Genomic DNA, 20978 nt, shown 5'->3' with positions numbered 1-20978 from the left:
AAAGGTTATTTAATTGTAGATAGCTATGCTGAACTATCATGATACAAAGAAAGGTAGTTTATTCTGGATAAGCAAGATAAAATGGTATGTTATACAACATCAAAGGCAGAGAACAAAGCAATTATTTATAGTAATCATTTACTCTACAACCAACAGAGCTACTCTTACTTAAATATAGAAAAGCATCCCTTGTGTTACAAGAAATCTAAATCTATTGACTTTACTAATTTAAAGTACAAGTCCAAGTCTATATTTTTATGATGAAGTGCCAAAGGATATAAAACCGTTCCAGTTTTTGAGCAATAGAATATATATGTCATATCTTTAAATTCCTCCTGAGGCATGGCATACTTTTCCGAACAAAAAATAGACGACAACTTAAGTTTATAAACGGTATTATAGATTTCCATATTCTTCTTCAATTTATCAGGGACAACCACCACTAAATCCGAAGTACTGGATAATTCAGAGATTTGTTTAAACAACCATTTATTACAAACATCACAAATACCATTAGGAAACACAAGGACAAAATATCCTGCAAATTCTTTTTTATCAGAAATTACATGTGGAATAATCCCTGATTCTATTTGATTAACTATTAATTCATAATTTTGTTTTTTCTGATGTTCCAACTCTTGCCCCAACAGTACTTCCCTGTTTTGTTGGTAATAGTAGTATCCTATAAACAGACAGTTAGTAAATAGACACAATGCTAACAACGAATAAAAAATTATATCATTACTTTTTCTCATAAAAACAAACTATTATATCATTTGAATTTTCATCTAACATATCATCTAGTTTTACCATCCACTTTTCTCCTACGCTTTTTTTACACTTCTTTTTCAACTGCATAATTCTATCAAAATCGTAAAAAGACAATGTATAATAATGGATATTCTCCTGAACATTAGCACGATATAAATAATCTTCAACAGGGACAACCTCATTTAATATCAAGTCATCATATACCCATTTATATGAATGTACGCTATAATCAGATTTATCTATAATATTCCAAAACAGTTCTTTTTTATACATATAAGTAGAACTCACAAAGCGCTCTCCTTCAAATAAATTACGATGCGCCCAAATAAAAGGACTATTTTCACAAACATCTATAAAAGACTGAAATGTATGATCTTCATTATAAAGTTCTTTTTCCGGAAAAGTATATTCATTTTGTTTAAAAGCGATGTATCCAGTCATATCATTAGCAGATAACCGACAAATACCATTTCTAAAAACCTCGTAATAATAGATTTCATCCTGAACACGATATAAACAATCACTTTGATCAAAAGAAATATACTCACTAGACTTTTTATCCATATTCAATATTCTATTTACGATTGTCCCCTCTTTCTTATTATACACATAAAGTTTATACTCTTCCTTTTTTTTCTCTCGGGAGATCGATTTTAAGAATATATAATTTCCACCATTATCAACAACAAAATCTGTAGCTGAAAGTATCTCAGACGGTAGCCGAAAGCGCTCTACCATTTTTTGTTTCTGCAAAGAATATTCCACAACTTCTGTTCCAGAATTAATCAATAAATAGATAGATCCATCTAATAGTTTAATACTCCAAATATCATATGCTTCTTCAGGTCCCTGCCCCCATTTCAAAACGGTTTTTAAATATCGGCCTTCATTATTAAACAAATGGACCCCACCCTGATCAGACTTTCCTTGCACAATCCACAAAGAATCATACTTAAATACTTTATTTATTGACGCTAAAACAATATCATTCAATTTTACAATTTCACATCTAGAAAAGAGAGCAGATAATGTGATAGTATCCTCTTGGGGTATGATACTTACCATAGTATCGGCTTGGATAATATCGGAGTGTTTAACAGGTCGATTACATCCTGCCAACAACAACACGAATATAAACAAATTCAAGTACTTCATAACTAACATATTATTAGAATAAACCGGAAGAGGAAAACACCTCTTCCGGTAACATTTGAACAAGTAACTATTATTTTTTACAAAAAATTGAATATGAACAAGTGCGGGTTGGATCAGGATCCGAAACACATCCTGTAGCATTTTTGGGACTTGTACAATATTGATTATGGGCTCCAGTATAGTTTCCCGGACTGTTTTCATAAGTAGCTGCTACAGCTTCTATTCCAGATAGAGTTAATGTCTCAGCATCATCCGATTTCACAACGACATTAAGCACATTTACAACAACAATTGTAAATAATGCCAAAAGACAAATAATTTTCTTCTTATAATTCATAAATATTTTTTTTAAAATTCATATTTCAAGAAATCAGTGAGAAGAACTTTCCTCCCATTCTTATCTCTAATTGTTTTATTTTATATTTGAAGCATATCTTAGTCCCTCCTTGGACTGATTCAAAGTGGGTTTACTAAACACTAATAATACAACTCACTCCTTTTTAAATTAATACTCTTTCAAAAACTGCGCCCATTCATAACATAGGAAACTTTGCTATCGCTTATAGGGCAATCTACATTACCACTGCCATAACAACTTGTAGGAACATCTCCTTCACCTGTAGCAAGCGCTTCAACATTCACTAAAGCCAATTCACTCAAATATTGCTTATTATTCATTCGGCAAACAGTCATAACGGCAATACCGACTAATAATAAAAAGGCACTTACAAAAAAATTTCTCATACTCCGATTTGTTTTTAACGGTTACAAATCTATGGAAAAAGAAAAGGAATAAAAAAACAACAAGAAGGAATCGACTGACATTCACTGACAAACAATAAAAGCCTATATAAACCTCCGAAAGCAGATCCGAAAGCTTATACAAAATTCTCAAATACAAACATTATAAAATTTGCATCTGATAAATTTCCTCCCCTAAATATTCAATTTGTATGGTCATAGGAAGCTGCCTTAACAAATCACGCAAACGTTCTATTGCTTTATGGAAACAATCGGGAGAAATAGATTTTCCCGGCCAAACATCTGCCATAATTTGAGACATAGACAGAGTATGATTCTCAGCCTTAATAAACAAAACTAAAAGAACACGCTGCTGGGGAGTAAGAGATACTTCCATGTTTTCGCAGATCAATACACCTTTACCAACATCCAGTTTAAGATCATCTTTCAAATCGTATATAGGCAGAGTCCCCTTTTTAACAGCAACTGTCTGAATATAAGTAGTAACCTCTTTTATTTTAGGAGGGTGAACAGACAACTTATATATATAGATTGTAAGAATCACACAAAGCACAAAAGCAACAACAACTCCAATAAGAGTCCAAACTATATTTACAAATACTGAGAAAAAAGATATAGATACAAACCCTAAGATTTCAATTTCACATCTATAGCCTACATAATAAGTAAATATCGAAGAATAAGATAAACAAGAAAGGCTATCCGGACTAAAAGAAGAGCGGACCACTCCATTATTATCAGAAACAGTTAATTTTAATCCTGTACGAATAGGAAATTTCTGTCTTTCATTCAACATAGTCCTCCATAGTATATTCAACGTATCTACACTCAAAGGATGTGTTAAACAAACAACAGTATGCAGTCCTTGCTCTCCAGGGGAAGACACGATATTTTTGCGAATCTTCATTGCATCAACCCGAAAACTATACGTACCGTACTCGTCCTGTATAGTAACTTTTTTGAAGGCTGTATCCACTGAAGAGACGAAAGAGTCTTCACATCCATATCTCCAACTTTCCACTTGATCCATACCTCGTTTTTGCAATTCTACATGAAAAGCTTCATGAAAAACACTATCCGCATATACATGCAATGCCTTTACTTCTTGTTCATATGCATAGTTCCCCCCTAACAAACCAAGAAGGGCATACCCTCCAATCAAACAACCAAAAATTGTTTTTTCCCAAGACATTACCATTCGTTTTTCACAGTTAATTTCAGCAAAGGTATCGTTATTCTTGTAATGAATAAAACAAATCACTATCTTTATCACGGATATTATAAAAAGAGAATAGAATAACATTATGGCACATCGTCTTAACACTAACAAGCAATTTATGGTAGGAAACGGCATTTTGGCATTTGCCGTCATATTTGTCGTGGTCATCTTTGTATATATGAGTTTAAGATTACAACGAGAAAAAGAAGCTAATCGTCATTTTAGTGAAACATACTCCATTCAGTTGACAAAAGGCTTCGTGGGTGATTCTATTTCACTGTTTGTTAATGACAGTCTGATCATGAATAAACAGATCAAAGAGGAACCTACTGCCATCGAAGTCGGACGCTTCGCAGAGCAAAGTGCACTGATGATTGTAAACAATCAAACTGAAACAGTAGCCGCATTTGACCTAAGTGAGAAAGGAGGTACTTACCGTTTTGAAAAGGATATTGACGGTATCAAACAGCTGCCACAAAAATGAGAAGGCAAGAGCTTTTCCAGTTTAAACCATAGAATATAAAAGATTCGATTCACACTCATGAAAAACTAAAAGCCGATTATCCGTGCAGACAATCAATCTGTAATAATCGGCGAAATCTGTGGTGGGAAGAACTTTACGACATTTGTTTTGTAACTGTCATGTCAGATCTCAGTCTTGTACCTCTTCAACTCTTCGCGTAGTTCCAATGCTTTCCCATCGGTAAGCCCATTTAGCAAGTCCCAAAAGCGATCTCCATGATTCATCTCGCAAGTATGGCAAAGTTCATGCAAAAGGACGTAATCTATCAGATGTTTTGGCAACAATACAAGGAAATAAGAGAGATTTATCTTTTTACGAGAGGAACAGCTTCCCCATCGCCCACGGCTCGAATTTATCTGCACGCTCTCGTAGGGTAAACGGTGCTTCTCTGAAAGCATATACAACCGGGGAGGCAAGATAATCTTTGCATTCCGTCGCAAAGCTTCTTCAATCACTTTTCGAAGCCAATCCTGCAAATTCGAGTCTGTAAAATCAGCTGTTGGAGGACAGATAATCCGCATCTCTCCCAACTCTGAATGTGCCAAAAACCTCTCTCGTTTACCACTAACCAGTGATAATTTGAAGTATTCTGTCTCAATCCGATAGTTCAGGTCAATCAAAGGGCGCACCAACTTCTGCCTGGAATCCAGTAATCGGGGACGCAACTTCTCTATTGCCTCTTTTACCTCTCGCATCGTAACTCCCAGAGGTATACTAATGTAAATAGCATCCGCTTTCGTACGAAAAACAAGCCGTTTTGCACGCACATTATCGCGTACAACCAAACGCCCTAACTCTTTATCTTCGATAACCCTATCCAATGTTACTCTTAATTATAAATACAAATAAACGGATTATTTTGCATAAAAAAGAAAGATAGATGCAACTTTTCATAGCCGACTTACGTCTAAATCAATAGAAACCTCTAAAAACGAAATAAAATGAAAACAATTTTCAGAATGTTATCGGTATTACTGCTAACTACAGGTTTATTGAGTAGCTGTATACAAATAGGTGAAGGTATCCAACCCAGCAAGAAGCTCATCACAAGAGACTATAAAGTGAAGGAGTTCAATAAGATTGATGCGGGGACTGTGGGCAACATCTATTATACACAATCCACAGACGGAAAAACGGATCTGCAAATCTACGGACCGGATAACATCGTAGCACTGATACAAGTAGCCGTAAAGGACAATACACTATTTTTGAGTATCGATAAATCGAAAAAGGTACGCAACTTCAAAAAGATGAAAATAACCATTACATCTCCCACCTTAAATGGTATCTCCTTTAAAGGAGTGGGCGATGTACATATCGAAAATGGATTAACTACGGATAATCTTGATATAGAAAGTAAAGGGGTAGGTAATGTGGACATTCAATCGCTGACTTGCCAAAAATTGAACGTTCAGTCGATGGGTGTAGGTGATGTAAAGCTTGAAGGCACAGCTCAGATAGCTGCTCTTCATTCCAAAGGAGTGGGCAACATAGAAGCGGGAAATCTACGAGCCAACGCAGTGGAAGCCAGTTCACAAGGCGTAGGAGATATAACCTGTAATGCAACAGAGTCCATTGATGCAGCCGTACGAGGAGTGGGAAGTATTAAATATAAAGGTAGCCCTACTATAAAATCACTCAGTAAAAAAGGAGTGGGAACTATCAAGAATATCTAATATAACAAATCAGAAGAGCATGAAAAAATATATACTATCGAGTCTTACAATTACTTTTTTGTTACTCAGCATCACAGCCTGTTCGCAAGGAAAGCAAATCAGTGGAAGTTCCAACTACATCACTAAAAATATAAAAGTCGGTTCATTCGACCAAATAAAATCGATGAGTAGTTCGGATATTGTTTATACACAAAAACAGGGCGCCCCCACCGTTCAGATTTATGGCCCCGACAATATAGTTGAATTGATGGAAACCTCTGTCAGCGGTCGAACATTAACGATTAAATTCAAAAAGAATACCTCCATCCGTAATAGTGGGAAACTCGAGATCAGAGTATCTTCTCCATCATTAAAACACTTATCTATATATGGATCGGGAAATACCACTTTTACAAATGGAATAAAAAGCCATGATGAACTGCAAATGTCTATTTATGGCTCGGGAAACATCAGCGGAAACAGTTTCTCATGCACAAAACTGGCAGCACGTATTTACGGTTCAGGAAATGTCAACCTGAAAAGAATCAGTACATCCGACACCCAAGTAAACATTTCCGGCTCGGGAAATGTACTGCTAGACGGCAAATCGACCGAGGCCGAATATCACATTGCCGGTTCGGGAGACATTAATGCTACCGAATTAAAAGTAGAGAATGTCAATGCACGTATTAGCGGTTCGGGCAGTATAAGATGTTACGCCACAGAAAATCTGACAGGAGGAGTCAGTGGCAGTGGAAACGTAGCCTATAAAGGCAACCCGCAAATAAACTTTTCTAAAAGAGGACTACAGAAACTCTAAATATAAAAACTCTCTCTTAGTTTAACTTCGCTCTATGAAGACAACGTAGTATAAACATAAAAGGGCTACTGCATCACGCGGTAGCCCATTTATTTAGTTAGTTTTTTATTGAAATTGAGAGAATTGAAACTTCACAGCCTCAAGTCAAAAAGTTGTTTTAATTAAGCACACTAACTATATTATATGTTTAAAGCAAATGAAAATGTCTTTTTATTTGTGCAATAAACTCCGGACTCATATTCCCCGTAAAGTTTACCACAGCAAAGTGATTCTTTTCGTGCATCAACATCACCAGTTCAACAATCGTACTTTTTTTCTTACGAACCATAATCTGACAATTCTCAGATTTGTCCTTAAAAGAAAGAAACGATTCAAACCGACCGGAATTCTTCTCTACCACCTTCAAAGCTGCATTGAAATACTTTTTTCCTTCCACATCAGAAGTAAGCACCTGCATGCTTTTGAGATTAGAGATCATATCCAGCACCTCCTTATCTTTTTCAGCATCGCTTTTCATAATCTCCTCCATCATTTTCGGACTGATCGTAACACAAGTCAGATTGGAATCTGCCTGATGTTCAGCCATGAAACGTGAAGCAAAGTCCTGGGCCGAAACAGCCACAGACAGCAATGCCATCCAGCACATTAAAAGAACGCTCTTCATTATTTTATTCCTTCATCACACGAACCGGTTCGACCTTTACACTGTCTCTTACGACCTGATCCTGCGATTTATTTATACCTTCAGACAACATCATCAACGCAGAAGAAACTTGTTTGTAAGCCACTTCGGGATCGTCGTATGTGTCCTTGTAAGCATCATAATTATAATCCAAAGCCTCATCGGCAAAGAATGTATGTTGTGCTACATTGCCCAATGATAAAATCAATGCAACCACGGCAGCAGCCTTAAATAAAGGCATAAATCTTCCGACCATTGTCAGATGTTTTGCTTTTACCACAGGTGCCTCTACCTGAGCCAGAATACGTGCATCAAAGTCTTTTCCCAGCCCTACCTCCTGTTGAACAGTCTGATAAACAAACAGTTCTTTGTAACGGAGCAAATGAGCAGGCACCTCTTCCTCCGAAAAGAAAGAGCGCAATTCCGATTCTTCTTCCAGAGAAGTCTCACATTGCCAGTATCGCTCTAAAAGCTGTTCTATATACTTATAATCCATATTCATCAATCTCTAAATACCTTTGTTTTACCTTTTGTCTTGCTCTGAAAAGATTCACTTTTACCTGTTCCTCTGTCAGATTCAAGATTTTTGCTATTTCTTTATAGCTCTCTCCTTCTATATCCCTCAACTGCATAATGAGCCGTTGCTTCTCAGGAAGTTCGTTAATCAGACGATGGATAATCGACATCCGTTCATTATTGACCAATTGATCATAAGGCCCGGATATTTCGGATTCTTCTTCCATTTCAGGTGTGAGTTCTACATTCTGAGCTTCTTTTTTTTGGCTTCTGTCTATAGCCAGATTTTTTGCTACAGTCAGGCAATATGCCTCTATAGATCCGAATTGTGTCCACTCTTCACGTTTATTCCACACTCTAATCATCGTATCCTGAACAACATCCTCTGCTTCGGCCCTGTCGAAAGTGATTCGGAGTGCCAAACGAAAGAGTTTATCCTTCAATGGCAATATGTCGTCTCGGAAGCTGATTTCTTGCATCTCTATTAAGTTGACGGATGAGCTGGTGAAAAGTTACAGAAGTACTCCTATTTTTTTTGAATTATTTTTTTATCCGAGTTCCCCCATCTGTATGAATAGCTGATGCTAAGGTAATTACAACCTCAGACACACCTGCATTAATTGCCTCAAAAGAATTTTCAAGCTTCGGTATCATTCCTCCCTGAATAACCCCCTCGGCAATGTAGCGTTGAAACTCGGCATGATTAATTTGGGGGATGACACTCTCATCGTCATTTTCATCACGAAGCACGCCTTTCTTTTCGAAACAATAAACCAAAGTCACATCAAAAATAGCAGAAAGGGCTTTTGCTGTTTCTCCGGCAATGGTATCTGCATTCGTATTGAGCATATTCCCTTGTCCGTCATGCGTCAACGGCGCCATCACAGGAACAACACCTTTATGAATCAGATCGGAAAGTAGCGTAGAATCCACACGCTCTACGTCCCCTACAAAACCATAATCAACCTCTTTCACAGGACGCTTCATTGAACGGATTACATTCATATCCGCCCCGGTCAATCCCAAAGCATTGACACCGCGAGCTTGCAATCCGGCTACGATATTTTTGTTCACCAGCCCGCCATAAACCATAGTCACCACCTTCAATGTCTCAGCATCAGTGATACGGCGGCCATTAACCATTTTGCTGTCTATACCCAGTTGCGCGGCTATTTTCGTTGCCGAACGTCCGCCTCCATGCACCAGCACTTTATGCCCTTCAATGGCTGCAAAATCATTCAACAACTGATTTAATGTAGCTTCTTCTTCTACAATCTTACCTCCGACTTTAATGACTGTCAGTTTTTCCTTCATCTTTTCTTTCATTACAAATTATGAGTTATGAACCACGGATTACAAGCCACGAGCTACAAGAAACGAGACTGATATCATGCAGTATTCGTAACTTGTAGCTCGTCGTTTGTTGTTCGTTGTTTATTGTAATCCTTTCTATTTATTCAAGATAAGTGTATCCATACAATCCCGAACGATAGTTGGAAAGGAATTCTTTACCTTCTTCTACCGAAATTTTTCCCTCTTTAACGGACTTTGTCACCCATGTTTCCAGGGTTCGAACCAGTTTCTTCGGGCTATATTGTACATAGTCAAGCACTTCGGCAACCGTCTCACCATCAATAATCTGTTCAATGTTATATCCCTTCTCATTGACAGAAACGTGTACTGCATTTGTATCTCCAAACAAGTTATGCATATCACCCAGAATTTCCTGATAAGCTCCTACCAAGAATACCGCAACATAATAAGGCTCTTTCTGCTTCAAGCTATGAACCGGCATATAGTGTGCCACATTCCTGGTAGAGATAAAATTGGCTATTTTCCCATCGGAATCACAGGTTATATCTTGCAAAGTGGCCGAACGATCCGGCTTCTCATCCAGACGCTGAATGGGCATAATCGGAAAAATCTGGTCGATTGCCCAAGAATCCGGCAGTGATTGGAAAAGTGAAAAATTACAGAAATATTTATCGGCCAACAACTTGGACAATCCACGGAATTCATCGGGGGCATGTTTCAACCCACCGGCTATTTGATTGATTTCGCGAGTAATTGACCAATAAAGACGTTCGATCTGAGCACGCGTTTTCAGGTCCACAATTCCATGACTGAACAAATCAAGTGCTTCTTCACGTATCTGCTGGGCATCATGCCACGCCTCGAGCATCTTATTCTGGTTCAGCGTATCCCAGATACCATAAAGTTCTTGTACCAGTTCGTGTGCATCCGGAGCAATCTCTTCTTCATCATCCCATTGAGGTAAAGTAGCCGTTTCGAGCACCTCGAAAATCAACACAGAATGATGTGCTGTCAAGGCCCGGCCACTCTCCGTGATGATATTAGGATGGGGAATACCGTTTTTATCACTGGCATCTACCAACGTAGAAATAGAGTCGTTGACATACTCCTGAATAGAGTAGTTCACGCTACTCTCGCTGCTTGACGAACGGGTTCCGTCATAATCGACTCCAAGCCCTCCGCCAATATCAACAAATTCAACATTGAATCCCATTGCATGAAGCTGCACATAAAATTGAGAGGCTTCCCGCAATGCTGTTTTGATGCGACGTATCTTTGTCACTTGGCTTCCGATATGGAAATGGATCAGTTTCAGGCAGTCCTTCATTCCCTTACTCTCGAGGAAATCGAGTGCTTCGAGCAGTTCGCTGGAAGTCAAACCAAACTTGCTGGCATCCCCTCCGGACTCCTCCCACTTGCCGCTTCCCGAAGAAGCCAGTTTGATACGAATACCGATATTAGGCTGCACATTCAACTGTTTTGCCATGCGGGCAATCAGTTTCAGTTCATTCATTTTCTCAACGACCAAGAAAATGCGCTTACCCATTTTTTGTGCCAGCAAAGCAAGCTCGATATAGCTTTCGTCTTTATATCCATTACAGATAATAAGAGAGTCAGAATCGGTATTGACGGCAATTACAGCATGCAATTCCGGTTTGGAACCGGCTTCAAGTCCCAGATTAAATTTCTTGCCGTGGCTGATTATTTCTTCAACAACCGGGCGCATCTGGTTCACTTTAATCGGATAGATGATAAAATTCTGGGCTTTATATCCATATTCTTCAGATGCCTGTTTAAAACAATAGGCAGTCTTTTCAATACGGTTATCCAAAATATCCGGAAAACGTACGAGCATCGGAGCCGCTACATCACGCAACTGCAACTCGTCGACCAATTCTTTCAAATCGACGGCTACGCCATCTTTCCGCGGTGTAACAACAACATGACCCTTGTCATTAATACCAAAGTATGAAGTCCCCCAACCTGTGATGTTGTAAAGTTCTTCAGAATCTTCAATACGCCACTTTCTCATTTTTCTGTTATTCAGTTGTTTTTAATAAATAATTGGACGGCAAAAATACGTATTAATCTACAGGTTGCCAATTAAATTGACATTAAATAATCGTTCCTGATATCCGTTATTTCCGTTACGTGTGTCATACAAGCTTGCCAATTGGGTAGCTTGTTTATAAAAATAATCACGCAATGCAGCTACTGAGTATATTCCGTCTGCCCGGTAAAGCGGAAATTCTTCCGGCAGGGACAAACTGACTTCTTCACGGGATTCATAACTCAAAGCCTCTACCATATCACACGAAAAACGATATTTTTTCTGCATATTAGTATTCAGGCTCCAGGGAATACAACGCTCTGCATACTCCCAGCCCCGATCCGGATGGGTCATAAAATAATAGGCAATAAACAACCCGAGATATAGCAACAAATATTCATCTTTTTCTCTCCCAACCAAGGCTTCTTCAGCCCGTGCACACATATCGGCAGCAATTTCCGGCTTCCCGGCTTTACAGGCATAATAAGCCAACTTCATATAGGCTCTCAGGTTAGCTTCATAACAAGAGACCTGTCTGGTAATTAAAGGTTGGGCACGATTATAAGCTTCCTCAAACTGCCCGGTTTCAAGATAATAATCCAACATAAAATTCAGTTCGCATGCCTCACAAGTCAGATCATCCATTTTTTCCGCCAACATTTTATCAATGCATTCTTTAGCTTTCGCGTATTCCCTCATTTTGGTATACTCCACAGACAGACGATGATAGTACGTACGCAACGAGTAACCATTTCGCAAGATACGGGTTTTATAATCTTCTCCCACTGCCTCTACCTGTTCCATCGGTATGCTGGGAAGATCGAATGTACAAGACCATATCCATTTATATTTCCATAAAATATCATCTTCATTTATCTGGTCCTTATGATTTTCATAACTGTCCAGGATTTTAGAAAACACAGCAATTTCTTCAGCATCAGCCGAAAGGAGATTTAGCTCGTAAATAAGATCCAATCTCATCTCCACAGCCCATTGTACATCTTCATTCTCGTCTGCAATGCGAATAGCTTCTCTCAGCAAATTGGCCTTTTCGCGGGGATGCAGGTTGTCGTTTTGTGCCTGCAACAGTAATTTTTGTATTTCAAGTGTATATTTCATGCTTTCGTTTAATTGAGAAAGTTTATAAAATCATTCATTTTGGCAGTCATCAATTCAGAAAGAGAGTGATTGAAAAGTTCCATCTCCTCACTGTTCACGGGATATTTTCCTTGCAAAAGCGATTGTACATACAGAATGTGCACAACATGCTGAAACAACTTGTTGTCTCCCTGGATTCTCAGCAATGTCTGCACCATCTCATTGTCGGCATTGAAAGTCAATGTGGGTGGCAAACGTTTTTTGGCATTTACCGAGCCCAATACCGCCGCCAACGGATTATTGGCGACTTTACTGTTCTCTTCTTTTTCTTCGGCTACGAATATAACCGGAGTATCCACCGGAGTGAAATGCTTCAACCGGCAAATACACCCAAAACGTTTCAAAAGTTCACTGGCTTTCGTTTCAAAAGACCGGTGCTCTTTATTACCCTCTACTTCGGCAAACTCTTCCAACAGACGGGCAGGTGAAATCTCCTCTAAAGACAATTCTTGATTAAGCCGGATATATTTTTTCAACAACGTTTCATCGAATGTATAAGCAGCATTAACTACCAGCCTGCCTTGTGCACCGGCTATTCTGCGCACTTGCCTGAAATCTTCCAGATTGCGTGTATAATAAATAGTATTATTTGACGAACGGATACTACCGAAACTTCTTATTCCCTTATTCGTCTCAAACGGAAGATAATCCATAAACAGACGAAGTAACTCATTATCTTCCGAAGCAATGGCTTTAATGTGAAAGTGATGAACATCCAGTATTTTATTAAAAACGGACCGATTGTTCTGCACCAAAGCCCGGAGATATTCCTTGATAGCGACCCCAATCTCTTTCCGGGCATCTTTCAATGAATCGTTGCTGACAAATGATTCGCGGGAGGCTGTGGAAAGCAGTCCGTCGGCATTCACCAGGCAACGAATAAAAAATGCCCAAGAAGGCAACAGATTGCAATCGTCCTCACTAAGCAACATCCGCTTCAGATATACTTTATGCGAATTACGCACAGAGAATTGCGTACGGAAAGGCAATACATAGAGTACACCTTCTATCCGTCCATGCTCTGTCCGTATAGGAAATGCATCCAGGGCAGACGATTGGAAGACCTTTGTCCCATAATCCAATAACTCTTTCCGGGTAGCTTTCGGATCAAGCCAGACGGGCGATGGGGTATTAACCAACTCTTCTTCTTCTCCACCATGTAAATAGACAGGATATGGCAAGACTTCTCCATAATTTACCAATATCTTTTTAAACACTTCGTATTCGAACAGATGAGCCCATTCATTTTTAGGCCTCAACACAACCCTTGAACCGATCTCCCACTCTTCATCGGGGAAAGTAGTCTGATAAGTACCGTCCACCTTTCCGCACCAGCAAACAGGATTTCCCCCCATTGCCGACCGGCTCTCTACCCTGATTTCATTGGTCACCACAAAACAAGACAACAAGCCGATACCAAACCGACCGATAAAATCGTCGGCATCGGGAGTGTCTCTCTTTGAACTTTCACCTATCACTGTGAGGAAACGGTATACCTCCTCTTCCTTCAGTCCGATTCCATTGTCCTGAAAGACCATCGAGCCATCCCCATTCAGGAAGACATCAATACGTCCGGAGTAATTTTCATCGATGTTGTGCAATGCAGTGATGGCATCCACACTATTTTGCAATAACTCCCGGACAAAAGTATTCGGATTACTATAAATATGCTCTGACAACAGGGCAATCATACCTTTAAGATTGACCTGAAACAGATTATTACCTTCTTTTTCCATTCTGTTTTTATCGTTGTCTTCTTCCAGTAATTTTCAAGGCTTTCGCGTTTCCGTTTTCGGCTGCTTTCTCAAACCACTCCATAGCGATCTCATCATTCTCCTCTACTCCATTACCCATCAAATAGGCATTGCCCAATTCGAACTGCGCCTTGTCACTATTATGCTCAGCAGCTTTCATCAACCATTGAAGCCCTGCTTCCGCATCGGGCACACAGCCTTCGCCATACATCAGCATCTTACCTAAATAATAATACGAAGCCACATTGTCATTTCCGGCGGCATCATTAAACCATCGGTAAGCTTCTGTATAATTCTGTTTTACACCTACTCCGTTGTAATAACACAATCCGGTGCGATACATACTCATAACATTGCCACTGCCCGCAGCCAAAGTATAATATTTGAATGCCTCTGTTTCATTGTCTTCCACACCGATACCCATCTCGTAGCAGATTCCCAGCCCTTCATTATAACATTCTGCTTCAGCCGCTTTCTTGAAGTAGCTGAAAGCTTTCTCCGACTCATTCAGTTTGTCATAATCGTAAAGGTAATATTCACCCATACGCAACATAGCCAAAGGTATATCATTTGCAACAGCCTTCTCGTACCATTCCACAGCTTGTTTGTTATCTTCGGGACAGGCACCGTAACCAAAGAAAAAGTAGTCTCCCATTTTAAATTGGGCATAACCATAATTTTGTTCGGCAGCCTTTGTCATATATTCAACAGCTTGATGAGGATTCTCTTCTATCCCACTACCGTATTCATAAGCCAACCCCATTTCTGTAAGACAACGGGGTTCGTTATTCTCTGCACCCTTAGTAAACCATTCAAGAGCCTTATCCGGATTCTCTTCCGTACCAATTCCATTCTTATAGCAACGCCCAAGAGCGAAGATCGCATCTCCATCTCCCCGTTCGGCTGCCTTTGCATACCATGCAAACGCTTCTTCGGGCCGTGGCTCACCGATGACTCCCCTATCCAAATAAAGTCCTACACGATACATCGCATAAGGATACTCCTGTCCGGCAGCTTTTTGGAGCAAGTCGAAAGCTTTCTCATAACTTTGTTCTACCACCTCACCATTTTCGTATAAGAATGCCAATTCTACCATTGCAAAACATGAACCCAGCTCTGCCGCTTTTTCATAATAGGCCTTTGACTTCCCGGCATCCGTAACTCCGGAATAACCATTAGCCAAATAAAGAGCCGCCCGTGCATACCCGTCAGCACTGTCCATAGACACAGCTTTTTCATAATACTCCATAGCCTTCTGATAATCCGGTTCTTCAGAAAGCAATCCACGCTCATACATCCAGCCGATACGATAGGCTGCACTACCGGACCCCAGCTCGATAGCTCTCTCCAACAACTGACAGGCATACGAGATATTCTCTTCCACCAATTCACCGTTGAAATAAACATTGGCAAGCGTCTCGATAGCTTCTACATAATTGTCGTCGACACAGCGCTGCAGGCACATCAACCCACGTTCCACATTCTTATACTCATCATTATAAAGATAGATCAATGCTAATTCATAGGCACAATATGATTCACAATAAAGCATCCCTTTCTCCAGCCATTCAATGGCTTTAGGCATATCGAGCCACTCTTCTTCCTGATAGTTATATCCAAGGAAATTAGCTGCAGACCATACACCTGCATGCCAGGCTTTCTCCCACAACTCAAACGCCAGCTCTTTTTGCTTCCCTAGTTCCGGATAGCGGAAATAGAGAGTTGCCAGATTTTTTAAAGAATATAGATTAGGAACAAGTTCCAGCGACTTCTCATAGCATGCCGCTTCTTCAGCCACACTTCCTTCTTCTATATCAAGTGCGTCGCCCATCGCGGCATATACATGGGCACGCAGGCGATGGCCTTCGGGAAGTTCGTCAAGCAACTCTTTTCGCATAAGCAGGGCTTTCTCTTTACTGCCGGTGTGCTGCTCGGCATAAGCCCGGTAATATTTTCCCCATAGCAAAGCTTCGGGTGAGGATAAAGCTGCAAATCGACGCTCTCCTTCTGCCCTATCCTGTTCGCAGTAGAAACCCATATAACGCCAATAAGCAACGGTTGCCTCTGCTTCCGGGCTTCCCATTTCCGCCGCTTTTTCATAGCAAGGGAATAACAGGCTGAGATCACGTTTCCCATAACGGGCTTCCGAATATTGTGCACCTTTCTGTGACCACCCGGCACCGTTGAATACAGCCACACGATCGCATACACTGATCACTTTCTCCCACCAGTAGGCATACTCTTCCTCATTAAGATCCACTTCTACGTTACAATCGTATGCACTGAATATTAATTCAAAAAATCCGGCTGTCAGTGCTTCGTCCTCATGGGTGTCCAAGGCATATTCGCACACAGCAAGTGCTTCCCACCAATTTTCGGCGTTCAACAAAGTGACAGGTGTAAATTGAGGGAACCATGCGGCAGCCGGTTTTCCGGATGATTGGATACGATGGGCCAGGGCTTCGAATTTCTCTTTTAAAGTTTCCATAATTGTCTGATCGTTTTATTTATGTTGTAACACACTGACAGGCATAAAACCTCACAGCGACTGCAAGATAGTAATATTGGCCGACTGAACAAAGGATAGAGAAGAAAAAAGGGATAGCCGAAGCAGAAAATAAGGTTTCTTAAAATTTAGCTTGCTATATGTAAGTTCAAAAGTTTACGCAGTTGTTGCACGGATGTTTCAATCTGACTACGGTCTTCCAGTTTGTCTGCACAATAGATATAATTAGCCTGACGATAAAAAGGCGCACGTTTTTCGAGTGCCTGTACGATAAAATCAAGTAGTTCGTCATCTTTCTTCCCCTGCAATATAGGGCGCTGTTGTTTGGCAACCCGCAACCGGCTAAACAATACCTTGGGGTCTACATCCAGAAAGACGGTAGTCCCCACCCGATTCATATACTCCATGTTATCGAAAAAGCAAGGCGCCCCTCCTCCTGTAGAGATCACCACATCCTCAAACTCACCTACTTCATGTAGCATGTTCTTTTCAAGTTCCCTAAAACTGGCTTCTCCCCGTTCAGAAAACAACTCTCCGACCGTTTTGTGAAAACGCTCTTCAATATACCAGTCCAAATCGATAAATGGGATGTGCAGTTCTCGTGCGAGAGCCTTTCCTAACGTGGTTTTTCCGGCTCCCATATAGCCGGTCAGAAATATACGGATCATAAGCAAACGGCATTTTCGCACAAAGATAGATATTTATTGAGAGAACACCGAATGACCCACATGGTAACTTTTCGGGTTCTTCTTCAAATTTGGTGGTAAATTCTTTATTTCTTTTTTTTCAAGTTGATTATTGTCCTTTTTGCTTTAATAAGAAAAAACAGACATCGGCTGAATAAGATAGCTCAAGCTTCGGAAGTGAATTTACGTCGTCTGAACCGGTATCTTCATCTTTATACCTTTCTTCAATTAACATTGTTAACGTCTTTTGCAGTTGGCAGGTTCTTGTGCGCAAATAACAAGCCTTTTGCATTTAAAGAACTTCTTATTCACATCCAAAGAACAAGTTTTAACTCTGTGTTAAAACAAAGCTTTTGAGGAGAGAAATCTTACTTTTTAAAGACATTGATTTTCAGATGATTTAGTCTAAGATTAGCTTCCTCACCTCACGGATGGACTCTTCGGGTGAAAGCCGGGATACTTCCTTTTTTGTCAACTATAAAAGAGGGCTTACACGTCCGAAAACTGAATTAGATTCCATGAGTAAAAGAAAACTTACCACCAAATTCGAAGAAGAACCCCAAAAAATCATTTCGATCTTCCGTCTTACACCCTCTGTTTTTCAGGCAATACGGAGGCCCATAAGCCCGCATGCCTGTGTCCATGAGCCCGAATATGCGGGCTTATGAGCACAGGCATGCAAACTCGGATAAGGATGCCGTTCTTTTTCATAAAAGACTTAATCATAACACATTGCACACAAAGCGATGTAATGCTACTCAACAAGTCTTGACCAAAGATAAAACGATATCCCCTCCTTCGGTGAAACAAATAAACCTTATTTAAATACCTTGACCCGGGTATCCAAATCTTTAAAATCTTTATCGCCAGGTCCCTGTACCGGAAGTCCAAACGGCATTTCGGCAATCAGATGCCACTCTTCAGGCAAATGCCAGGTATGGCGTACTTCTTCATCGATCAGCGGATTGTAATGTTGCAAAGAAGCTCCGAAGCCGACATCTTCCAACATCGTCCATACAGCCAGCTGATGCATCGCAGAAGTCTGCAGCGACCACCCGGGGAAGTTATCCTTATAACTGCTGAATGCTTCCTGCAATCCCTTAACGACCGACTGATCTTCGAAGAATAAAACAGTTCCGTATCCGCTTGCAAAAGAGTTGTCGATTTTGGCTTCCGTCGTTTTAAAAACTTCCGGTGGGACGATCTTTCGCAATGTTTCTTTTACGATATGCCATAATTTCTTATGATTCTCACCCAACAATAGCACTACACGAGTCGATTGAGAGTTGAAAGCAGAAGGCACATGAGTGACAGCTAAATTGACAATCCGCTCTATTTCCTCATCAGAAACCGGAGACTGGTTTGTTATCGAATAATAGGTCCTTCTGTGTTTGAGGGCCTCTTCGAAGGATTTTTTCATAAAAATACTCCTTTCTTTATTAGATTGATTCTTTTAAATTAAAACAACTGACAAACGAAAGTTGTTCGGTAATGGAATATATTCGTACCTTTACCACCCGATAAGTTGAAACATCAAATATGGGCAAACAAAAATTTTACGTTGTATGGGATGGAGTCACTCCTGGTATTTATACCTCCTGGACCGAATGTCAGCTTCAGGTGAAGGGATATGACAGTGCCAAATATAAATCTTTTGATAACCGGGAAGAAGCAGAACGAGCTTTCGCTGCATCACCTTATGCTTATATTGGTAAAAATGCAAAGAAAAAAACAACCGGACCTTCCACTGAGATGCTACCGGCAGCAGTCATAGAAAACAGCCTCGCTGTGGACGCTGCATGCAGTGGCAATCCGGGCCCGATGGAGTATCGTGGTGTCCACGTGGCAAGCCGGCAAGAAATTTTTCATTTCGGCCCGATGAAAGGTACCAACAATATCGGCGAGTTTCTGGCACTCGTACACGGTCTTGCTTTGCTGAAGCAGAAAGGGTTCGACATGCCAATCTATAGCGACAGTGCAAACGCAATCAGTTGGGTGAAACAAAAAAAATGCAAGACGAAACTCTCCCGTACGGCAGAAACTGAAGCCCTGTTTGTATTGATAGAACGCGCAGAAAAATGGCTTAAAGAAAATAAGTATACCACTCCCATATTGAAATGGGAAACCAGAGAATGGGGAGAAATCCCGGCAGACTTCGGAAGAAAATAGACTCTAAAACTTCTTCAATAAAAATGATGGATTAATCCGGAAATAGACTCCGACAGAAAAACTGGTAGTGCTACCGGGAGAAGTTAATTCTCCATTGGCACTCCGCATTGTCCCCGGGAAAAACTGATATGCATCGGCCTTCAATCCCAGTGCATAATGCTTCCCGAACATGCGGGAATACTCTATCGAACAGAACAGAGTTTGCGGTTTATCATAAGTTATACCCTCTTTCTTGGTAGATACTGTTCCGAAATAGGGAATTCCAAACATCGTAATGAAATCGTTGCAGATCCAATGCCCCATCTTTACGCGGAAGTTGCCCAAATCAACAAAAGCACTACTATAGACTCCAATGCCCTTATGATAAGGCCATAACTCACCTTTCTGTTGATAATAACCGGCAGCATCAAGTTCTACATTAACACGCTTCAAAATCCGGCGATCGATGTTCCACGTCACTCCTGCCCCTACGGCACCGTTCATCAACGTTTGTACTGAACTCTCACGAATCGTGTCGATCTCGCCTCCGCGATGTTGCGCCAATATTTGCAAAGGAATATAGCAATGGAAAGTCGAAGAAGGGGCATTCAACTTGAACCGTGTAGATAATCCGACAGTAAAAGCTTCCTGATGAGTATCATCCCGAAAGATAAAACTCTGCCAATCAATCCAAGCATCCAGATCGATCCAGGGAGCACCTGCCAATACCTGAAAACCCGTCTCCGGATCGGCAGTCAAATTCAACTCCGGATTATACAAAGGTGCAATCAGTCCATGATTGGAGCCTCCATATATATTCCCTAAAATCAAGTCTACTGATTTCATCGATATTTGTGCCCGGAAAAAAGGCAAAAGATGAGCACCTTTCTGATATTGTTCACCTTTCCACAGTGCTATGTCTTGATAAGAAACACTCGGATATCGATAAGCCCCACTAAACCACAACATATGGACTCCTCCTTCCAATTTGATATTCTTCAAAGGATAATATACAAATTTGGGTTGTATCCAGAGTCCCGGCAATGAATAGCCTTTTATCACTGTACCGGCAAATTCATTGTCTTTGAAAAAGCTGATATTGTCCAACTCCAGAAGAAGTTCTCCTTTTCGTTCGGGGCTTATTTTATAATCGGTACGGCAAACTCGCTCTACCAGTTGCGCCTTTGCGGGGATAACTCCTCCTATAAAAACTAATACTAAAAGGCATCTACATAAATATTGCCATTTTTTTGTCATGT

The 20978-nt window shown here is 40.3% G+C and carries 21 protein-coding genes and 1 pseudogene; 4 read left to right on the top strand and 18 right to left on the bottom strand.

Annotated elements, in window-relative coordinates; genetic code table 11:
* Positions 1–194 precede the first annotated feature (194 nt).
* The 5 genes from BF9343_RS00965 to BF9343_RS00945 all read right to left on the bottom strand — a co-directional run bounded on the left by BF9343_RS00965 (position 195) and on the right by BF9343_RS00945 (position 3886).
* Positions 195–755 (bottom strand): hypothetical protein, encoded by a 561-nt coding sequence (locus BF9343_RS00965; RefSeq protein WP_008657987.1) that lies wholly within the window; start codon positions 753–755, stop codon positions 195–197.
* Complete coding sequence (locus BF9343_RS00960; protein ID WP_005783896.1) at positions 742–1926, bottom strand: 6-bladed beta-propeller; 1185 nt, start codon at positions 1924–1926, stop codon at positions 742–744. The genes BF9343_RS00965 and BF9343_RS00960 overlap by 14 nt, the downstream gene beginning before the upstream one ends.
* Before the next feature lie 70 nt (positions 1927–1996).
* On the bottom strand, positions 1997–2263 hold the full coding sequence (locus BF9343_RS23545; RefSeq protein WP_005783894.1) for a hypothetical protein: 267 nt from the start codon (positions 2261–2263) through the stop codon (positions 1997–1999).
* Positions 2264–2442: 179 nt separating this feature from the next.
* On the bottom strand, positions 2443–2670 hold the full coding sequence (locus BF9343_RS00950; RefSeq protein WP_005783893.1) for an NVEALA domain-containing protein: 228 nt from the start codon (positions 2668–2670) through the stop codon (positions 2443–2445).
* Between the two features lie 160 nt (positions 2671–2830).
* Positions 2831–3886: a winged helix-turn-helix domain-containing protein gene (locus BF9343_RS00945; protein ID WP_010991935.1), complete on the bottom strand. Its 1056-nt coding sequence runs from the start codon at positions 3884–3886 to the stop codon at positions 2831–2833.
* Between the two features lie 106 nt (positions 3887–3992).
* Here BF9343_RS00945 and BF9343_RS00940 point away from each other — a divergent pair, with 106 nt between their 5' ends.
* On the top strand, positions 3993–4391 hold the full coding sequence (locus BF9343_RS00940; RefSeq protein ID WP_005783889.1) for a hypothetical protein: 399 nt from the start codon (positions 3993–3995) through the stop codon (positions 4389–4391).
* Between the two features lie 161 nt (positions 4392–4552).
* Here BF9343_RS00940 and BF9343_RS00935 read toward each other — a convergent pair whose 3' ends face one another.
* The gene (locus BF9343_RS00935; RefSeq protein ID WP_005783888.1) at positions 4553–5251 is read right to left on the bottom strand and encodes a YgjP family zinc-dependent metalloprotease; all 699 of its coding nucleotides are present in this window, start codon (positions 5249–5251) and stop codon (positions 4553–4555) included.
* 120 nt (positions 5252–5371) lie between these two features.
* On the opposite strand from BF9343_RS00935, the gene BF9343_RS00930 reads away from it, so the two are divergent.
* On the top strand, positions 5372–6106 hold the full coding sequence (locus BF9343_RS00930; RefSeq protein ID WP_005801900.1) for a head GIN domain-containing protein: 735 nt from the start codon (positions 5372–5374) through the stop codon (positions 6104–6106).
* A gap of 19 nt (positions 6107–6125) precedes the next feature.
* Complete coding sequence (locus BF9343_RS00925) at positions 6126–6905, top strand: head GIN domain-containing protein (RefSeq protein WP_005783884.1); 780 nt, start codon at positions 6126–6128, stop codon at positions 6903–6905.
* A gap of 187 nt (positions 6906–7092) precedes the next feature.
* Here the strand turns inward: BF9343_RS00925 and BF9343_RS00920 are convergent, their stop codons facing one another.
* From BF9343_RS00920 to BF9343_RS00870, 11 genes and pseudogenes are all read right to left on the bottom strand, one after another.
* Positions 7093–7569 carry a DUF4252 domain-containing protein gene (locus tag BF9343_RS00920; RefSeq protein ID WP_005801902.1) on the bottom strand — a complete coding sequence of 159 codons (477 nt, stop codon included), beginning with the start codon at positions 7567–7569 and terminating at the stop codon, positions 7093–7095.
* Between the two features lie 4 nt (positions 7570–7573).
* Positions 7574–8083, bottom strand: coding sequence for a hypothetical protein (locus BF9343_RS00915; RefSeq protein ID WP_010991934.1), 510 nt, complete (start codon positions 8081–8083; stop codon positions 7574–7576).
* Positions 8073–8582 (bottom strand): RNA polymerase sigma factor, encoded by a 510-nt coding sequence (locus tag BF9343_RS00910; RefSeq protein ID WP_005783878.1) that lies wholly within the window; start codon positions 8580–8582, stop codon positions 8073–8075. The genes BF9343_RS00915 and BF9343_RS00910 overlap by 11 nt, the downstream gene beginning before the upstream one ends.
* A gap of 61 nt (positions 8583–8643) precedes the next feature.
* Positions 8644–9417 carry an acetylglutamate kinase gene (argB, locus tag BF9343_RS00905; protein WP_005783875.1) on the bottom strand — a complete coding sequence of 258 codons (774 nt, stop codon included), beginning with the start codon at positions 9415–9417 and terminating at the stop codon, positions 8644–8646.
* A gap of 139 nt (positions 9418–9556) precedes the next feature.
* A complete protein-coding gene (speA, locus tag BF9343_RS00900) occupies positions 9557–11449 on the bottom strand; it encodes a biosynthetic arginine decarboxylase (protein ID WP_005783873.1) in 1893 nt (630 codons plus the stop codon).
* 57 nt (positions 11450–11506) lie between these two features.
* On the bottom strand, positions 11507–12586 hold the full coding sequence (locus BF9343_RS00895) for a hypothetical protein (RefSeq protein WP_005796795.1): 1080 nt from the start codon (positions 12584–12586) through the stop codon (positions 11507–11509).
* A gap of 8 nt (positions 12587–12594) precedes the next feature.
* On the bottom strand, positions 12595–14361 hold the full coding sequence (locus BF9343_RS00890; RefSeq protein WP_010991933.1) for an HSP90 family protein: 1767 nt from the start codon (positions 14359–14361) through the stop codon (positions 12595–12597).
* A gap of 7 nt (positions 14362–14368) precedes the next feature.
* On the bottom strand, positions 14369–16867 hold the full coding sequence (locus BF9343_RS00885; protein ID WP_009291366.1) for a tetratricopeptide repeat protein: 2499 nt from the start codon (positions 16865–16867) through the stop codon (positions 14369–14371).
* Between the two features lie 146 nt (positions 16868–17013).
* Entirely contained in the window at positions 17014–17553 is a 540-nt protein-coding gene (locus BF9343_RS00880; protein WP_005783866.1) for a shikimate kinase, read from the bottom strand.
* 104 nt (positions 17554–17657) lie between these two features.
* Positions 17658–17883 (bottom strand): annotated as a pseudogene (locus BF9343_RS24135) (hypothetical protein).
* 505 nt (positions 17884–18388) lie between these two features.
* The gene (locus BF9343_RS00870; RefSeq protein WP_005783862.1) at positions 18389–18991 is read right to left on the bottom strand and encodes a nitroreductase family protein; all 603 of its coding nucleotides are present in this window, start codon (positions 18989–18991) and stop codon (positions 18389–18391) included.
* A gap of 119 nt (positions 18992–19110) precedes the next feature.
* Here BF9343_RS00870 and BF9343_RS00865 point away from each other — a divergent pair, with 119 nt between their 5' ends.
* On the top strand, positions 19111–19740 hold the full coding sequence (locus tag BF9343_RS00865; RefSeq protein WP_005783859.1) for a ribonuclease H1 domain-containing protein: 630 nt from the start codon (positions 19111–19113) through the stop codon (positions 19738–19740).
* A 3-nt stretch (positions 19741–19743) separates the two neighbouring features.
* Here the strand turns inward: BF9343_RS00865 and BF9343_RS00860 are convergent, their stop codons facing one another.
* The gene (locus BF9343_RS00860) at positions 19744–20976 is read right to left on the bottom strand and encodes a hypothetical protein (RefSeq protein ID WP_009291364.1); all 1233 of its coding nucleotides are present in this window, start codon (positions 20974–20976) and stop codon (positions 19744–19746) included.
* Between the last annotated feature and the right edge of the window lie 2 nt (positions 20977–20978).

Source organism: Bacteroides fragilis NCTC 9343, from assembly GCF_000025985.1.
Taxonomy (GTDB): domain Bacteria; phylum Bacteroidota; class Bacteroidia; order Bacteroidales; family Bacteroidaceae; genus Bacteroides; species Bacteroides fragilis.
Note: the sequence above shows the minus strand (reverse complement) of the source record. Positions and strands in the feature narration are given on the sequence as shown.